Source organism: Hoylesella pleuritidis (assembly GCF_963541955.1).
Taxonomy (GTDB): Bacteria; Bacteroidota; Bacteroidia; order Bacteroidales; family Bacteroidaceae; genus Prevotella; species Prevotella pleuritidis.
The window spans coordinates 60,883-77,198 of sequence record NZ_CAUTUT010000004.1 but is presented as its reverse complement, the minus strand read 5'-3'; the positions used below and the strand labels follow the sequence as shown (position 1 = coordinate 77,198).

At 42.4% G+C, this 16,316-nt stretch carries 14 protein-coding genes and 1 tRNA gene; 6 read left to right on the top strand and 9 right to left on the bottom strand.

The genetic code is table 11. From position 1 onward, the window contains the following. Positions 1-95: 95 nt before the first annotated feature. From RWY97_RS02600 to RWY97_RS02590, 3 genes are all read right to left on the bottom strand, one after another. Positions 96-419 carry a hypothetical protein gene (locus RWY97_RS02600; protein WP_315565357.1) on the bottom strand — a complete coding sequence of 108 codons (324 nt, stop codon included), beginning with the start codon at positions 417-419 and terminating at the stop codon, positions 96-98. 541 nt (positions 420-960) lie between these two features. Further along, complete coding sequence (locus RWY97_RS02595; protein WP_024991996.1) at positions 961-2,043, bottom strand: AI-2E family transporter; 1,083 nt, start codon at positions 2,041-2,043, stop codon at positions 961-963. Continuing rightward, positions 2,043-2,666 carry a thymidine kinase gene (locus tag RWY97_RS02590; protein WP_314080215.1) on the bottom strand — a complete coding sequence of 208 codons (624 nt, stop codon included), beginning with the start codon at positions 2,664-2,666 and terminating at the stop codon, positions 2,043-2,045. The genes RWY97_RS02595 and RWY97_RS02590 overlap by 1 nt, the downstream gene beginning before the upstream one ends. Before the next feature lie 140 nt (positions 2,667-2,806). On the opposite strand from RWY97_RS02590, the gene rsmI reads away from it, so the two are divergent. Continuing rightward, positions 2,807-3,499: a 16S rRNA (cytidine(1402)-2'-O)-methyltransferase gene (rsmI, locus tag RWY97_RS02585; protein ID WP_039876844.1), complete on the top strand. Its 693-nt coding sequence runs from the start codon at positions 2,807-2,809 to the stop codon at positions 3,497-3,499. Between the two features lie 6 nt (positions 3,500-3,505). After that, positions 3,506-4,357, top strand: coding sequence for a Cbp1 family collagen-binding glycoprotein adhesin (locus RWY97_RS02580; RefSeq protein ID WP_021584512.1), 852 nt, complete (start codon positions 3,506-3,508; stop codon positions 4,355-4,357). Between the two features lie 84 nt (positions 4,358-4,441). Here RWY97_RS02580 and RWY97_RS02575 read toward each other — a convergent pair whose 3' ends face one another. Then, positions 4,442-4,897, bottom strand: coding sequence for a nucleoside deaminase (locus RWY97_RS02575; protein WP_021584535.1), 456 nt, complete (start codon positions 4,895-4,897; stop codon positions 4,442-4,444). 88 nt (positions 4,898-4,985) lie between these two features. On the opposite strand from RWY97_RS02575, the gene RWY97_RS02570 reads away from it, so the two are divergent. The 4 genes from RWY97_RS02570 (at position 4,986) to RWY97_RS02555 (ending at position 7,553) form a co-directional block, all read left to right on the top strand. Beyond that, a complete protein-coding gene (locus RWY97_RS02570; protein ID WP_021584602.1) occupies positions 4,986-5,360 on the top strand; it encodes a YraN family protein in 375 nt (124 codons plus the stop codon). Positions 5,361-5,364: 4 nt separating this feature from the next. Beyond that, on the top strand, positions 5,365-6,096 hold the full coding sequence (locus RWY97_RS02565; protein WP_315565353.1) for a biotin--[acetyl-CoA-carboxylase] ligase: 732 nt from the start codon (positions 5,365-5,367) through the stop codon (positions 6,094-6,096). A gap of 11 nt (positions 6,097-6,107) precedes the next feature. Further along, entirely contained in the window at positions 6,108-6,818 is a 711-nt protein-coding gene (gene pyrH / locus RWY97_RS02560; protein ID WP_315565351.1) for a UMP kinase, read from the top strand. 662 nt (positions 6,819-7,480) lie between these two features. Continuing rightward, positions 7,481-7,553, top strand: a tRNA-Lys gene (locus tag RWY97_RS02555). 383 nt (positions 7,554-7,936) lie between these two features. On the opposite strand, the gene RWY97_RS02550 is transcribed toward RWY97_RS02555, so the two are convergent. The 5 genes from RWY97_RS02550 to RWY97_RS02530 all read right to left on the bottom strand — a co-directional run bounded on the left by RWY97_RS02550 (position 7,937) and on the right by RWY97_RS02530 (position 16,289). Next, positions 7,937-9,913, bottom strand: a complete 1,977-nt coding sequence (locus RWY97_RS02550; RefSeq protein ID WP_315565349.1) for a CotH kinase family protein — start codon at positions 9,911-9,913, stop codon at positions 7,937-7,939. Between the two features lie 678 nt (positions 9,914-10,591). Then, entirely contained in the window at positions 10,592-11,173 is a 582-nt protein-coding gene (locus RWY97_RS02545; RefSeq protein ID WP_390883252.1) for a septal ring lytic transglycosylase RlpA family protein, read from the bottom strand. Between the two features lie 170 nt (positions 11,174-11,343). After that, complete coding sequence (gene gdhA, locus RWY97_RS02540; RefSeq protein WP_315565347.1) at positions 11,344-12,681, bottom strand: NADP-specific glutamate dehydrogenase; 1,338 nt, start codon at positions 12,679-12,681, stop codon at positions 11,344-11,346. A 526-nt stretch (positions 12,682-13,207) separates the two neighbouring features. After that, a complete protein-coding gene (locus RWY97_RS02535) occupies positions 13,208-13,870 on the bottom strand; it encodes an ABC transporter ATP-binding protein (RefSeq protein ID WP_021584584.1) in 663 nt (220 codons plus the stop codon). A gap of 31 nt (positions 13,871-13,901) precedes the next feature. Beyond that, positions 13,902-16,289 carry an ABC transporter permease gene (locus tag RWY97_RS02530; RefSeq protein ID WP_315565344.1) on the bottom strand — a complete coding sequence of 796 codons (2,388 nt, stop codon included), beginning with the start codon at positions 16,287-16,289 and terminating at the stop codon, positions 13,902-13,904. Between the last annotated feature and the right edge of the window lie 27 nt (positions 16,290-16,316).

Here is a 16,316-nt window from a genome sequence, read left to right as displayed (position 1 = left end):
CATTTCACACGATGAATAACCGTTAGTTACATTGCATTTAACGACTTTTTAGGAAGCCCGTAAAAATCAACGAAAAAATATCTGGATTTTAAGGGTTAAACCACCAAAGGCGGCGAGTGACTGTTTACAGCATCAATATGGCGGTAAACGGTCTGCGAAGTAATGACATAAGGGGTGACAACGGTAAAGCACAATAACGGATGAAAGTCGGCAATAGACACCTGCGCGGCTTCGTGCAGCGTGAAATCACAAATCACACAACTACTTTTCATCGTTGTCCCGTCATCGTTTGCCGAAGCCTCAACACCCGCTTCTTCCATCGAGTGGTGCAAGTGTGCGTCTTTGACAATATGCATCAGCGCGAATATTGCCAGCAACATCCACGCTAAAAACACTCTTCTATGTCTGTCGATACGCATCTTTCTGCTTATTAAACAATGACTTCCACTTTGCTTCATCGTCATCAAAAGACGAATCCACTCAGCTAATAAATATGTTACAAAGATAAGTTTTTTATTGAATAATACTGTTTTTTCTTAGATAGAATTACAAGACATTAACATTCTTTGCAATCAAAGTGCCTCACAGACTTTTTGTGTAACATCAAAGGATAATCTAAATAACAGTATTAAAATGAGATGAAAAATGGAGACCGATGTTTTCGATTTCATAGATTGTTCCTATTCTAAATTAATTGATGAGAGTATAACAAAAAGCTTCCATATCTCAATACTGAAAATCCTCGGTTTAAGAATATTTGAGAAGTATACGACCACTCCCCCACTACTCGTATACTTCTGCCCCACAAGTATACGACCTGTCATATACCTTTCTACGAAAGCCACCAACGCCATTGAGTTTATAGTCGGAATCGCATTAATACCCATAGCGTATCGTCTCTCGTCCTTATTCGCAGACGGAAAAACCGGGTAAACTATACGCAGTGAAGCCAGAATCTACTTATGAATCGCATTCCTTTTCAAACTCCTTGGTTACATATCGTTGCCAATAAGCAATGATAAGCGTTGTGAGCGGAAGTGCGATAATCAGTCCGATGAAACCGAGCAGGGCACCCCACACGGAGAGAGAGAGCAGCAGAATGGCAGGATTAAGCCCCATTGCCTTACCCATCACCTTGGGAGTGACAACCATATCGCTAATAATCTGCACGATGATAAACACCAATACAGCCAAACCGAAAATCATCCAAAAGTTCTGTCCGGTATCGGCAGCCTTAAGCAAGGCCAAGAATGCCGTAGGGATGAGGGCAAAAGTATGCAGATAAGGCACGAGGTCGAGAATGCCGATGAGAATGCCAAGACCAATGGCCATCGGGAAGTCAATGATAGTGAAGCCGATACAGAACATTATGCCCATACAAAGAGCAACGATTCCCTGCCCACGAATATAGTTATTGAGTTCGCGCTCCACATCCTTGGCCAACTCCTGCCAGAATGGACGATTCTTCTTGGGGAAAATTTTGATCCAACTATTAGTGAGATATTCGTAATCCAAAAGAATAAAAAACATATATAATAAGGTGATGCACGAAGCAATGATGCTGATAACCACACTGGCAGTCTGCCCGATAATAGAGAACAGGCGTGGCATTGCCTCTCTGAGTATATTGCTAAAATCACGACTACGGAAGAAGCGCTCGATTTCAGCTTGGTTTTCGTGCAGCCATTGCTGAATGACAGTAGCAATGTGATTGGTATGTGCCGTTTGGTTGAGATAGTGCGTGGCCACGGCTTCCAAACGTTGAAATTGATCGATCATCGGCGGAATGATGAGATAGACGATACCGCAGATAATCCCGATAACGAAAAGCATCGTGATGATAATAGCCAAGGCCCGAACCCGCACGTGCAGCTTATACTGTACGAATTTCACAATGGGATAAAGTAGATAAGCCAAAAGCCACGCCACGAAAAAGGGTAAGAGTACGGCACTCAGATAATTGAGAATGAGAAAAACAGTGATTACCAATAAGGCGCCGAGCATCCAACGGATGAACTTATCGAAAGTGATTTTCTGGTTAATCATAGCTCGTGGTTTATCGGGAGTGAATCGGTTACTTTCGTACAGACTTCTTCGGCCAAAACTTTCCGATAACATTCTCGGCAGAGCGGCTCATATTCAGTCTGCTCGCCAAGAAGTACGCGCCGCTCATTTTGCACGAGCCGGTGACTGACATAGGCTAAGGCACCACACTTCACACATATGGCGTGCACCTTGGTCACCTCGTCGGCAATGGCGCATAAGGACGGCATCGGACCGAAAGGACGGCCCCGGAAGTCCATATCAAGCCCCGCCACGATGACGCGCACACCTCGATTGGCCAGTTCGTTGCACACATCAATGAGTCCATCATCCAAAAATTGAGCCTCGTCAATACCCACCACATCAATATCCGATGCGAGTAGCAGAATGGTCGATGATGATTCGACAGGTGTCGATGGGATTGTGTTACGGTCGTGACTCACTACATCCATCTCTGAATACCGCGTGTCAATCGAAGGCTTGAATATTTCCACCTTCTGCCGGGCAAACTCTGCCCGTTTCATCCGCCGTATCAATTCCTCTGTCTTACCCGAAAACATCGAGCCGCAGACCACCTCTATTCTGCCGAAACGATGCTTTTCTCCTGTTAAATACTCCATCATAATCAGTGGTGTTTGCCCCGAATCAATATCTATAAATATGGTGCAAAAATACGAAGATGTTTTAAAAAATCGCAAAGAAACAAGTACTTTTTTTGTCGTTGTTGATTATTTCATTATATTTGCCCGTAAATTTGACAGTAATGGGAATGTTATACATCGTGCCGACTCCGGTTGGAAATATGGAGGATATGACGATGCGAGCCATCCGAATACTGCAAGAGGCCGATCTGATTTTGGCAGAAGATACGCGTACTTCGGGCATTCTATTGAAGCATTTCAAGATAGACAGACATCTAATGTCCCATCATAAGTTCAATGAACACGGCACCTCAGCCGGAATTGTCGAGCGACTAAAAGCGGGACAGACGATTGCACTCATCAGCGATGCAGGTACTCCGGGTATCAGCGACCCCGGTTTTCTCTTGGCTCGTGAAGCTATCAAGGCCGGAATCACGGTACAGTGTCTCCCCGGTGCAACGGCTTGCATTCCGGCTTTAGTCTCATCAGGACTGCCATGTGACAAATTTTGCTTCGAGGGATTCCTTCCGCAGAAAAAAGGAAGACAGACACTCTTAGAATCGTTGACGGCAGAAACGCGTACGATGGTGTTTTATGAGTCACCCTACCGACTGCTCAAAACTTTGCAACAGTTTGCCGCAGTCTTTGGAATTGATCGACAAGTAAGTGTTTGTCGTGAGATCTCCAAAATACACGAAGAAAGTGTACGCGGCTCATTGGCAGAAGTTATTGCACACTTTACAAAACAAGAACCCCGCGGTGAGATTGTAATCGTCTTAGCGGGAATAACAACAAAGAACAAACCTAAAAAGTGAATAGTTATGAAAAAGCTACTGTTTTTTACCTGCTTAGCGCTGATGGCGTTAACAGGCTGTAACGACAAGAAGAACGGCTCTGATTTGTCTAATATGGCGCTGACCGACTCTTTGCAAAGAATCATTGCTCAAAGAGATAACGAGATCAACGATATGATGGGCACTTTGAATGAGATTCAGGAGGGTTTTCGTGAAATCAACGAAGCTGAAAATCGTGTAGATGTCGTGAAAGACGGAGAAGGAACCAATAAAACCAAGCAAATCAAGGAGAATATACGGTTCATTTCCACCACAATGAAACACAACCGTGAATTGTTAGCCAAGCTGCAACAACAGTTGAAAGCGAGCACGATTAAAGGCGATCAGCTGAAAAAGACCGTTGAGAATTTGATGAAGCAATTGGATGAAAAAGAACAACAGCTTCAGCAATTACGCGCTGAGTTGGATGCAAAAGACATTCACATATCTGAGCTCGACGAAACTATCAACAATCAGAATACAAATATCTCGAATTTAAAAACGGAAAGCAGCCAAAAGACTGATGTTATCAACAGCCAAGACAGACAGTTGAATACAGCTTGGTTTGTCTTCGGAACAAAGAAAGAATTGAAAGAACAGCAGATTCTTGTAAACGGAAAGGTATTGCAATCCAACTTCAACAAGAGCTATTTCACAAAAATCGACATCCGGCAAAACAAGGAAATCAAGCTCTATTCTAACTCTGCTAAACTCCTGACAATGCATCCGGCAAGCAGTTATACCTTGGCAAAGGATGCTACAAAGAAATATGTTCTCACTATTACGAATCCTCAGATATTCTGGAGTACAAGCAAATACTTGGTAATTTTAGTCAGGTAAAGAAAAGACTCCTTACCTTCCCAAGGAAAAGGAATCATAAAATAACTCCGCTTTGACACAATATCAGAGCGGAGTTTTCGTTTTTTATCGCCGTTTCTGAAAGAATTGTTGCATCAAAGTTCGACATTCATCTTCCAGGACACCCGCAGTCACTGTGGACTTAGGATGCAATGCTTGTGGCGCAAAATGTTGAAAACCACGCTTCCCGTCACTTGCACCATAAACAATGCGTTTTAGTTGCGCCCACCCCAAGGCTCCCGCACACATCACACACGGTTCAACAGTAACGTAGAGGGTACAATCGCTCAGATATTTGCCGCCCAACGTATTAGCAGCAGCCGTTATCACCTGCATTTCTGCATGTGCCGTTACGTCGCATAAAGTCTCTGTCAGATTGTGGGCACGTGCAATAATGCGATCTTTACACACCACGACCGCTCCTACCGGTACTTCTCCCACAGCACGAGCAGCCTCTGCCTCAACAAGTGCCTTACGCATATACTGCTCGTCTTTTACTTTCTGTTCTTCTGTCTTATCCATAGGTTTATTGTTTTTGCCTACAAAAATACAACAATCCTTTTGATGTGTGGAATTAAAGTCGTATTTTTGCACATAAAGAGTAAGCATTATGGCACAACACAATGATTTGGGTAAATGGGGAGAAGAACAAGCAGCCACATTCCTGGAAAGGAAAGGTTATACCATTTGCGACCGCGATTGGCGGGCCGGACATCGTGATCTCGATATCATTGCACTCAATGAAGATCAAACAATATTAGTCATTGTGGAAGTGAAAACACGGACATCTGCCGAGTTGAACGAGCCCGAAGAGGCTGTGAATAAAAAGAAAATTCGAAACATTGGCAATGCCGCTAACCTCTATCTCAAACAATTTAATGTGGAATATGATGTGCGTTTCGATATTGTTTCAGTGACAGGCACAAGCGATTCAAACGCTAAAATTGAGCACATCATCGATGCTTTTAATCCCCTTTTGACGTGAAACGATGAGAATCAAGACACTCAGATTCAAGGAAATAGATTCCACTAATCGTTTTCTTTGCAACTATCAAGCTAACGAAAGCGAAGAAATGACCGTAGCCGTGGCCGATTTTCAGACAGCAGGACGTGGTATGGGTACTAACACTTGGGAAAGTGAAGCGGGACAGAATCTGCTTTTCAGTATCCTCGTTCATCCCCGAACGCTCCCTATTACACGTCAATTTCAACTGTCAATGGCACAAGCCATCGCTCTAAAAGAAGTACTCGACGAATACACTGACGGTATTACCGTGAAGTGGCCCAATGATATCTATTGGCAAAACAGGAAGATTAGTGGCACAAGAATAGACACTTCGATATCTTCGCAAGGCATCAAAAACTTCGTTTTAGGTACCGGTCTTAATGTCAATCAACGCGAGTTCCACAGCGATGCTCCCAATCCCGTGTCACTTTTTCAAATCTTAGGGTACGAGATAGATCCTGACCTACTACTCAATAAAATTATTACAAGATTCGAAAAGTATTACCACTTAGTTATCCAAGGATACTATTCGCAGATTTCGACACAATATCACACTGCCTTATACCGTACAAAAGGACTTTATAAATACAGCGATAAAACCGGTGATTTCCAGGCTACTATCCTTCGCGTAGAAGATAACGGACACCTTATTTTGCGTGATTCTACTGGCAAATTACGCCAATATGCTTTTAAAGAACTGACATTTATCATTTAAATTTACAATATATGGCAAAGTATAAAAGAATTCTCCTTAAACTTAGCGGCGAAAGTTTGATGGGTAAACAAAGTTTTGGAATTGATCCTGACCGTCTCGCTGATTACGCGCGTCAAATCAAAGAAGTGCACGAAATGGGTGTTCAGATCGGTATAGTAATCGGTGGTGGCAATATTTTCCGAGGTTTAAACGGAGCTTCCGAAGGATTCGATCGCGTGAAAGGCGATCAAATGGGAATGTGCGCAACGGTAATCAACTCTCTCGCTTTAAGCAGTGCATTAGATGCGAATGGAATCAAAACAAAAGTATTAACAGCCATTCGTATGGAGCCCATCGGTGAGTTTTACTCTAAATGGAAAGCTATTGAGGCAATGGCAGCAGGTTATGTCTGTATCTTCTCGGCTGGGACAGGCTCTCCCTACTTCACAACGGATACAGGAAGCTCGCTTCGTGGTATCGAGATCGAGGCTGATATAATGCTCAAAGGCACACGAGTGGATGGCATATATACGGCTGATCCCGAAAAAGACCCAAATGCAACAAAGTTTGATGAAATTACTTTTGATGAGATTTACACCAGTAATCTAAAAGTGATGGACCTTACCGCAACCACAATGTGTAAGGAAAATAATCTACCGATTTATGTCTTCAATATGGACATTTTCGGTAATCTGAAACGCGTAATGAACGGAGAACGTATCGGAACACTTGTTCACAATTGAGTATTCCATAATTTGTCGAGAAACAGGCGACCGATTCACCCCAGTGTATTTACTTGCCTACTTTCTCTTTTTTATTTTTACCTAAATCGTAAACTGGGCAAATCGTATTTGACTACAAATCCGATTTGCGTGTAAGATACCGTTAAATGCACTGCAAGAAACTGAGAAACAGTGTACGTTTAGCAATTAATTACAGTGCATTTAACTATTAGTCATAACACCTCATATATCTAATACCCAAATGAATACAAGGTAGAACCGTTTTTCCCTTTTCAGAGTACAAAGAATCTACTCTATAAATCTTCAAGTTCGTGTAATCTAAATGTATATCAATGAAGACATACTACACTTTAAAAGACATTGATAACCAATAAGATATAAAGGGAAATGCTATGGTGTAATTAAAATAGGGGAAACTGTTCTCAGAAAATAATAGGATATCATATAATCTATTCATCCGTGCTTTTTAATTAGAAAGCATTCCCCCAACCGATAAATACAGCAGTTAAAAATTCCGAACTTAATATTTTGGATTTACTCCTGCCCCCAACCATTTCTCTTCCGAAAGAAAAAATTAGCGAAAAAAGGCACAGAATATTTTGCCGTTTATGGAAAATGTTGTATCTTTGCACTCGCTTTTAAGAATAGAAAGTATTATTGGAGATCCGTTAGCTCAGCTGGTAGAGCACAACACTTTTAATGTTGGGGTCTTGGGTTCGAGCCCCAAACGGATCACAAGAATAGAGAGAGGATTAACTTATCAGAGTTAATCTTTTTTATTTTCCATTTGGTTTATCTGGTATTTAATACAACCATTGGTATGAAATAGTTTCTTGAATACAGACTTTATTAAAAACCCGTTCCTAATGCAGATACGTCAGCTACTTCCCCCACTGCTTATTGAAAATAATATGACCTAAAATCCTCTACCATACTGGTAAGACAGAACTATAACAACACGCTTTTCTTTTATCAGAATTATCAAAACAAATATAGGATATTTCTGATATAATATGATCAAGTCTTATTCTTCAAGTTCATATGGAGTAAGCCGAGCATAGATATAGTTAGCTCGTCGTTGCAGCCAGGTTTTCATATTTTGAACCACGAGTTGATAGTCATCCTTGTTGTTCCATTTTTTTATCATTGTTCAGAAAAGAGGGACGTACATACCGATAATACTCATCGCAAAAGCTGAGTAATTCCTGTAACTGATTTCTCATAAAGTTTGTCCAAACCCGATAATAAGCCTTATCAACTGCTTTATCCTTAAACCGGAGATCTCGAATGAACTGCTGTCCCTTATAAAGACTTGACGGAACATTCCAAAAGTCTGTCTCAGGATTGGCAGTTCCATAGTCACGATTAGTCTCATAACCAAAAGTCCAGTCGAGATCCCAGACCGGACCAAAGATGTACTTACTGTTCGCCAAAGTAAAATCTTCCTTGTACAAGAATGTACTTTTAGGGTGCATAATCTCATAATTACAAAGAAGTTCGTTTACCATCAAATAACGAGCAAGCTGATCTACATCCACGAGATGAGAGATATGACCATCTACTTTCAATGTGAGACAGAAGCGATCGAAATCGCTTCGAATAATGTCGAGCATATTAGGTATTTCATCTTTTGCAAAATGGAAATCCTTGACATTGACAGGCAAATTGTAGAAAGTAGAGTGAAATTTGTACTGTTCATCATAATATGTATCGAGTTCTAAAAGAGCGGCTTTCGATTTGTCTTTTACTTTCACACTGTTGTCCGATATCCCCACTTTCTCTGTGAAATTATAACTCCCTCGATAATTTCCGTTGATGTACAGCTCCACAGGAATGATATGGTTTACAGCAGTTGTTTGCACCAAAGCAGCGAGCTTCATTCCGATAGCATTCGACAACATTGAGCGTCGCCGCTTATTGGAAAGTAAAACCCAGTTTTTACCTTTGGCTAATCCAAATGGCGTTACTGCCTTTTTGAACTTCAATCGATAAGGATTCTTATCATAAGGATTCTTATCATTCCAACTGCTATTACCTCTTCCTTTAATCTGAACAGTTTCGGTTATATCGGGATAAATCCCCATTCCGCTTATTTTAAACCGCGCATTGCGATATGTTTTCTTATCCGTAACGAATGCGCCACCGTCAATATCGATATCAATACGAGGAACACGTGCCTTGGCATCGTTGGCCGAAACATCTAATTGTGATTTGATATCATAATAATTGTTCGCTTTATAATCAAATGCTTTAAGTATTTTGACAATAACTCCTTCTACATTAGTCAGCCTGTCTTTCACGTGATATTTCACCGTAAGTTTATGCCTTCCCGGAGCAATTACCATAAAGGCCCCATTCTCTCGGATTGCCGGGGAAGTGTTTTTCAGAGGAAATCCTTTTTCATCATCACTAATCCCTTTCATAATGAGCGTAATTGTCTTTCCACTCCCCGATCCGACCAGCTTTTCATCAGTGGGACTGAGCATATAGGTTCCGGCAATATTGTCATCGGAAATTACCTCGATTGCTGTGATATAAGTATTGACACGTTTTTGTTTCGCATAAGGCAAGAAACAAAGATAAGCTGCTTTGTGTTCCAGCTGGAAAATGAATTGTCCGCTCCGAGTCTTTGTTGCGAGTCCCACAGAACAGTCACCTGATTCCCCGAAATGTTTGCTGTTATAGGGAGTCTCCTGTATTTGCTCGGCAGCGATTGTCACTCGATTTCCGTAACCTCCTTTACCGGGATAATAGACCATATATTCATCGGCTGTGTAGGTTCCGGGCATCATAAAATTAAACTGAGCTGTCTTGTCAATAACAACCTTGTTACTCTTTTGGAAGATGTTATCATCATCCTTCACATAAACCTTGTCGCCATTCTCCCAAAAAAAATATCCGCTTCCATGATCCAAAGATGTACGCGTGTCCGTTTTATTGAGACTCCTGTCTGCAATGAAAGTAGTTAAACGAGTATTCTCTTTCTTTACAATTGATTTCTCTATTATATCTTGGGTAATATCATCAATTGAGCAACTTGCAATAACCGTCATCAACACAGACACAGCAGCAAGTGACAAAACATTTATTTTCATTATCATTGTCCATTTTGTGTGTATCCTTCTTAACATTTACTCTTACCTTTTTTCCATATACTCCAAAACTGATATTCCTGACAGAGGGCCGAAGAAATCGGACACACACTTCCATTTCTATATTATAATATACTATCAAAAGAAAACTTACATTTTCAATATTATCTTCTTCAAAAGACGCTCCTATCTTATTACGCGCTGCAAAATTAGCCAATAAATTTTAAATATACAAGAAAGATTTAAAGAAAAGATTATTAAATTTAAGAGATAAAACAGGACTCCATTACCTTTTCCATAGAAACAATTATAAAACTTATAATATAGCAACCTATATCATTAATATCTTTTACTAAATGAGGTCTTCCTCTCCTAACATAAAAGACGAACCGAAATCTGATAGAAAAGTAAGAAAAAACGTACGAGTCTCATTGCCGAAAATTATACGCCACATTTCATTTTCACACATTATCAAATATAATTATATTAAATAAGAACTCGTATAGGAGTGAGGCAGAAGTCCCTTAGTACAGCTCCACAAGTATAGGACTTGTCACATTACAATATAGGAGATACTGCCGACCAATACAGAAGAATTTTTTTAACGACCATATATTAGCGATATTTCAGTATCAAATTGATTATCGCTTCATTTGAATAATAATAAAGGCCGATGCATTTTCAATGTTTAGACTTCTCGAATATCTTTAACCACTTGTTGGTCTCATCTTTCTTGAGAGGAACCTGCTTAGCCTGTTGCTTAGAATCGCTCTCAGGAGTTAAGACCGACTTGATATGTTTCTCAGAATAGCTTTTCGGAAGTTTCTTACTTAATCTATCTGCCGGTTCTTTCTTTTCCTGACTCTTTTGCCTCCACGCATCAATGAAACTATAACCGGCTGTCGACACTTCAAAATCTATTTCCGGGAGCTTGATGGGGCTGTCGTTACGATACGGAATAGATACATTCGTCACAGGACTGATTTCTACCGTTGTACCACCCTGAGCCCACATCCCTAACTGTTGGGCTGCTCCCCACGAGAGATCAATGATACGGCCGCGACCAAAAGGACCGCGATCAATAACTTTCACGACAACCTCCTTACCGTTGGAAAGATTCCGCACCCTGAGCAGCGTACCGAAAGGATAAGTGCGATGAGCACAAGTAAGACTGTCGTGGTGAACTCTTTCACCGCTACTCGTTCGTGCTCCGGTGGCACGTTTAGAATAAAAAGAGGCTTTACCCCTTTGTTGAGCTAACATAGGAGTAAAGCCTAAAAGTATTACTACGACCAAGATCGTCTTTTTAGTAAAGGTGTTGACAAATTGACGAGTAAACAAGTTGACACGTGAACAAATTCCTCCTTGTCCACTCATACGATTATTCCCTCGTCTCCTTGTCCACTCGTTCACTCGTATATTCGTTAACTCCTTCACACAATCCCTTGTGCCATCATTGCATTTGCCACTTTCATAAAGCCGGCAATATTAGCACCCTTTACATAGTCGATATAACCGTCAGACTCGGTACCGTATTTCACACACTGTTCGTGAATCGAGTGCATAATATGATACAGACGTTCGTCTACTTCCTTACCAGTCCAGCCCAAACGCAGAGAATTCTGCGTCATTTCCAAGCCCGATGTTGCTACACCGCCAGCATTAACAGCCTTACCCGGAGCAAAGAGTGTCTTCGAAGCAACAAACTTCTCGGAAGCCTCTGCCGTGCAGCCCATATTAGAAACTTCGGCCACGCATACCGGTTTCGAAGCCAGAATCTTGTCAGCATCTGCGCCATTGAGTTCGTTCTGCGTTGCACAGGGCAAGTAAATGTCTGCCTTTGCCTCCCAAGGTTTCTTGCCTGCGAAGAATGTTGCCGAAGAGAACTTATCTGCATAAGGTGCACAAATATCGTTTCCGCTGTTACGAAGCTCTAACATATAATCGATTTTCTCGCCGCTGATACCATCGGGATCGAGGATATAACCGTCGGGGCCACTCAACGTGATAACTTTCGCACCCAGTTCGGTTGCTTTCTTGGTAGCACCCCAAGCCACATTTCCGAATCCGCTCAATGCAACGGTCTTGCCCTTGATGTCGATACCTTTGGTCTGCAACATTTGATTTACAAAGTAAAGAGCGCCATAACCGGTAGCCTCAGGACGGAAAATAGAGCCTCCCCATTCGAGACCTTTGCCCGTGAGCACACCCTCAAACTGATGTGTCAACTTGCGGTACATACCGAAGAGATAGCCGATTTCACGGCCACCTACACCGATATCACCTGCGGGAACATCTTCATTCGGGCCAATATGACGATATAGTTCAGTCATAAATGCTTGACAGAAACGCATAATTTCTGCATCACTACGGCCACGAGGTGCAAAGTCAGAACCTCCCTTACCACCACCCATAGGCAAAGTAGTGAGTGCATTCTTAAATGTCTGCTCGAAGCCCAAGAACTTCAAGATAGACAAATTAACCGACGGATGGAAACGCAGACCACCCTTGTACGGGCCAATGGCACCGTTGAACTGCACACGGTAACCGATGTTCACGTGCACTTCGCCCTTGTCGTCAGTCCAAGGCACACGGAACGTAACGATGCGCTCCGGCTCAACCATACGCTCAATAAGCTTTGCTTTCTCAAACTCCGGATGCTGATTGTAGACATCCTCGATTGAAATTAACACTTCTCTTACTGCTTGTAAGAACTCCACTTCACCCGGATGCTTACGCTCCAGGTCTTGCATAATTTTTTCGACTTCCATTGTTAGGTAATATATTTAAGTTTAGGTAACAGGTGTCATATTGTTATTGTGACACCGCAAATGTAGTTCTTTTCCAGATAACCACCAAATAAAAGGAAAGGAATTTCATTTTATTATCTTCCATTTTGTCAAAATTCATCTGTCGTTTGATAATCTTTCAATTACTGTAATGCTACAAATTAACATAAAATATTTGATATTTGCAAGTAAAACCGTAAAAAAAGATTTATCTGTGAGAGGATAATGGGAAAAATGGCAGAAAAGTGACTATCGCAAAACATCTTTGATTCAAAGAATAGAGAAATAGATTTTTAACAAGAAAAAACTTCAACCAAACGATAAAAAACATTATAAAAAGCACTTTTTTTGATTTAACGATATATTCCCCAGTATGTGATAAATTCGTCAAGAAAAGTTCAAAATATCAAGCGCATTGAAAATAGAGAAACTCAGGCAATATAGAGAAGTCTTAGTACGAGAATAACAGACAGTCACATTTCTATGACCGTCTGTTATTATCATTCATTTACTTCACGATCTGCCCGTCAAACAAATGGATTGTGCGATGGGCAATGGAAGCATCGTGTTCGTTGTGGGTTACCATCACAATAGTAGTGCCATCTTGATTGAGTTCCGTCAGCAGGCGCATCACTTCGGCGCCGTTCTTAGAATCCAAATTACCCGTAGGTTCATCAGCAAGAATGAGTTTCGGACCGAACACTACAGCACGGGCGATGGCCACACGCTGTTGCTGACCACCGCTAAGCTGATGCGGAAAATGCTTGGCACGATGACTGATATTCATACGTTTCATCATTTCTCTTACTTTCTCTTTGCGTTCAGACTTGGAATAATCCAGATACGTGAGCGGCAGTTCGATATTTTCCTCCACGTTGAGTTCGTCTATTAGGTTAAAACTTTGGAAAACGAAGCCTATTTCGCCTTTGCGCACATCAGTGCGTTCCTTCTCTTTCAATTCCGACACATCCTTATCGCCCAAAACATATTTTCCGCTTGTGGCATTATCTAACAAACCAAGGATATTGAGCAGAGTAGACTTTCCGCAACCAGATGGCCCCATGATGGCTACAAACTCCCCGTCTTCCACGTTAAAACTTACATTGTTGAGTGCAATTGTTTCCACTTCTTCCGTGCGAAACGATTTGCTTAGATTTTCAGTTTGAATCATTTGAATTAAAATTTATAGTTATATTTAATACTCATTCTTGTTTCAGGAAATCAACAGGATTTCCATTCGCCGCTTTATAACAATTGAGCACGGTCACTGCCGAAACGATGGTCAACACTGCTGCAACGGTGCCGACAAAGAGCCAGGGCGTAAGCGTGATGCGGTTGTCGTAGAGCACCAGCCACTGGGCAGCTACCGCGTAGGCAGCTACGGCACCCACTATTACAGCAGGAATAGCCGTCTTCATAATGTCTCGTTGAAAGATGTTGAGAATATCGCGTACACGTGCTCCGTTGACCTTACGAATGGCAATTTCTTTATGGCGACGATTGATTTCGTCGTTGACGTAGCCCACCAAGCCTATCAAAGCAATGAAGAGTACAATGATACCTGCCGTCATCACACCGTCGCGGAAATTCTTCTGTGGCGTGTATTGCAGATTCTTCAGATTCTCCATACTTTCCACCAACACTGTATTGGTAGGGAAGAACCGCTGCAACTGTTCCTGAATAGCGGCCAGTTGCTCAGTCGTTGGATCAGCAAGCTGAATCATCAGATTATTTTGCATCGGCGAGGTATAGCTGCCGTAGAATAATGCCGAGGGGTAACTACTGCTGCCGTTTGTGGCGCTGCCAATGTAGATATCTCTATAAACGCCGATGATTGTCAGTGGATGTTCGGTATTAGCGTGCTCAGTAATAACAACTTTTCGGCCAATGACATCATCCCATCCGCAAGTTTTCTTCATCATTTTGGCAAAGCTCTGGCTCACCATCACTTCTTGCAGACTGTCACCTTTATGCTTGAATGTGCGACCAGCTGTCACAGGGATGTGCATCATTGCAAAATAATTATCGTTCACGGTATAAAGATCGGCGATGTTAAACAGTTCCTCTTTCTCGCCGGGTAGCCTCACATTGTTGCCGCTGGAGTTGTAGAATGGTAGCGTATTACAGGCTGCAACCCGCTTCACACCAGGCATCTTGCGCACTTCGTCGGCAGCGGTCTGCTTGTCTTTCTGCGCCAATGTACTGATGTTAACCACGGCAATGTCTTCGCAACAATAACCCATATCGAATCCGATGATATGGCAATATTGTAGAGATACGACCACCAGCAATCCCAAGAGGAAGCTAACCATGGCAAACTCCAGTCCCAATAGGGCGACTTTCCACCGGTGGCGCGCTTCGATAAAACCTCGAAAAGCAATGGCCACGGGCATTCTGTTGTAGAATATGGCGGGAACTAAGCCGCCTACAACGAGTACCAAGAGAATAATAAGGCATAGAATCCATGCGCCGCGGTTGAATATCAGGACGGAAAGCGGTGCCGAAAGCAGCTGCTCGATGGTTCCCTGACAGCTCCAAATCAAAGTCCCGCCTAACACAAGCGACAAGACGAGGTGTACTGTAGTTTCACCGAATGTGATACCGAATATAGATAATCGACCTGCCCCATAACATTTTCTGACAGCCATCTCGCGTGCCCTACCCACTAAGTTGCCCACCACGATAAGCACGTAATTGAGCACGGATGCTGCCAATAGCACGAAAGCCAGCAAGGAAAGTATCCAAAACATTTTCTTTACGTCGGGCTGATTGGTGAAGAACTCAGAGATAGGCGTGAGCCGATAAGACATCTCTACGCCAGCCTGTTGTAAATCCTTGACAGGATAATTGGTCTGAATCATACGATGGATGTACGGCTTAAGCTCGTCGGGATCTGTCCCCTCAGCCAATCGAACGAAACTGCTATAGCGGTCGTTACCCAGCAGATTGTCTTGTCCGTCATAGTTAAAGGCCTTCTGTGTGTTCATAGCTCCGATCACATCGTAATGATGGAACGAGCTGTTATGCGGGAAATCCTCGTATACGGCCATGATGGTGAGTTTTATTTCGGGTATCGATTTATCGGTGAGACGTTTCCCCACAACGTTGCCACCCAGCCGTTCAGCCGTGGTATGGCTGACCACGCAGCAGAACGGATCAGTGAGTCCTTTGCGTGCATTGCCCTCTAATATCTTGGCAGGGAACATATCGAAGAAACAACTGTCAGCCAGATAGATGTCGGCTTTAATGCGTGTTTTGTTATCGAGTTCTACTTCGGCAGATGAGATAGGATTGATCCGAGTGGCAAGTTCCACCTTGGCGATGGTCTTCTTCATAAGCGGAGCCACACCGCCCGATGTCTTGGCGTGTTCTCCAAGCTCTTGATTCTTAGTCTTGAATGCTTCGGTAACGCGGCAAATTCGCAGATGATCAGAGAAGCATTGGTTATACGTTTGCTCGTAATACACCTCGGCGATGATCACAGCACTCATGCTCAGACCGAGTGCCAGACAAAGAATCTTCACCACGTTGTGTTGGCCACGTCGTGGAAGATTGCGCCATGCGAAGTTAAGGTACTGAAAGATTTTCATCGTTATTCTATTTTTAAGTCACTTACT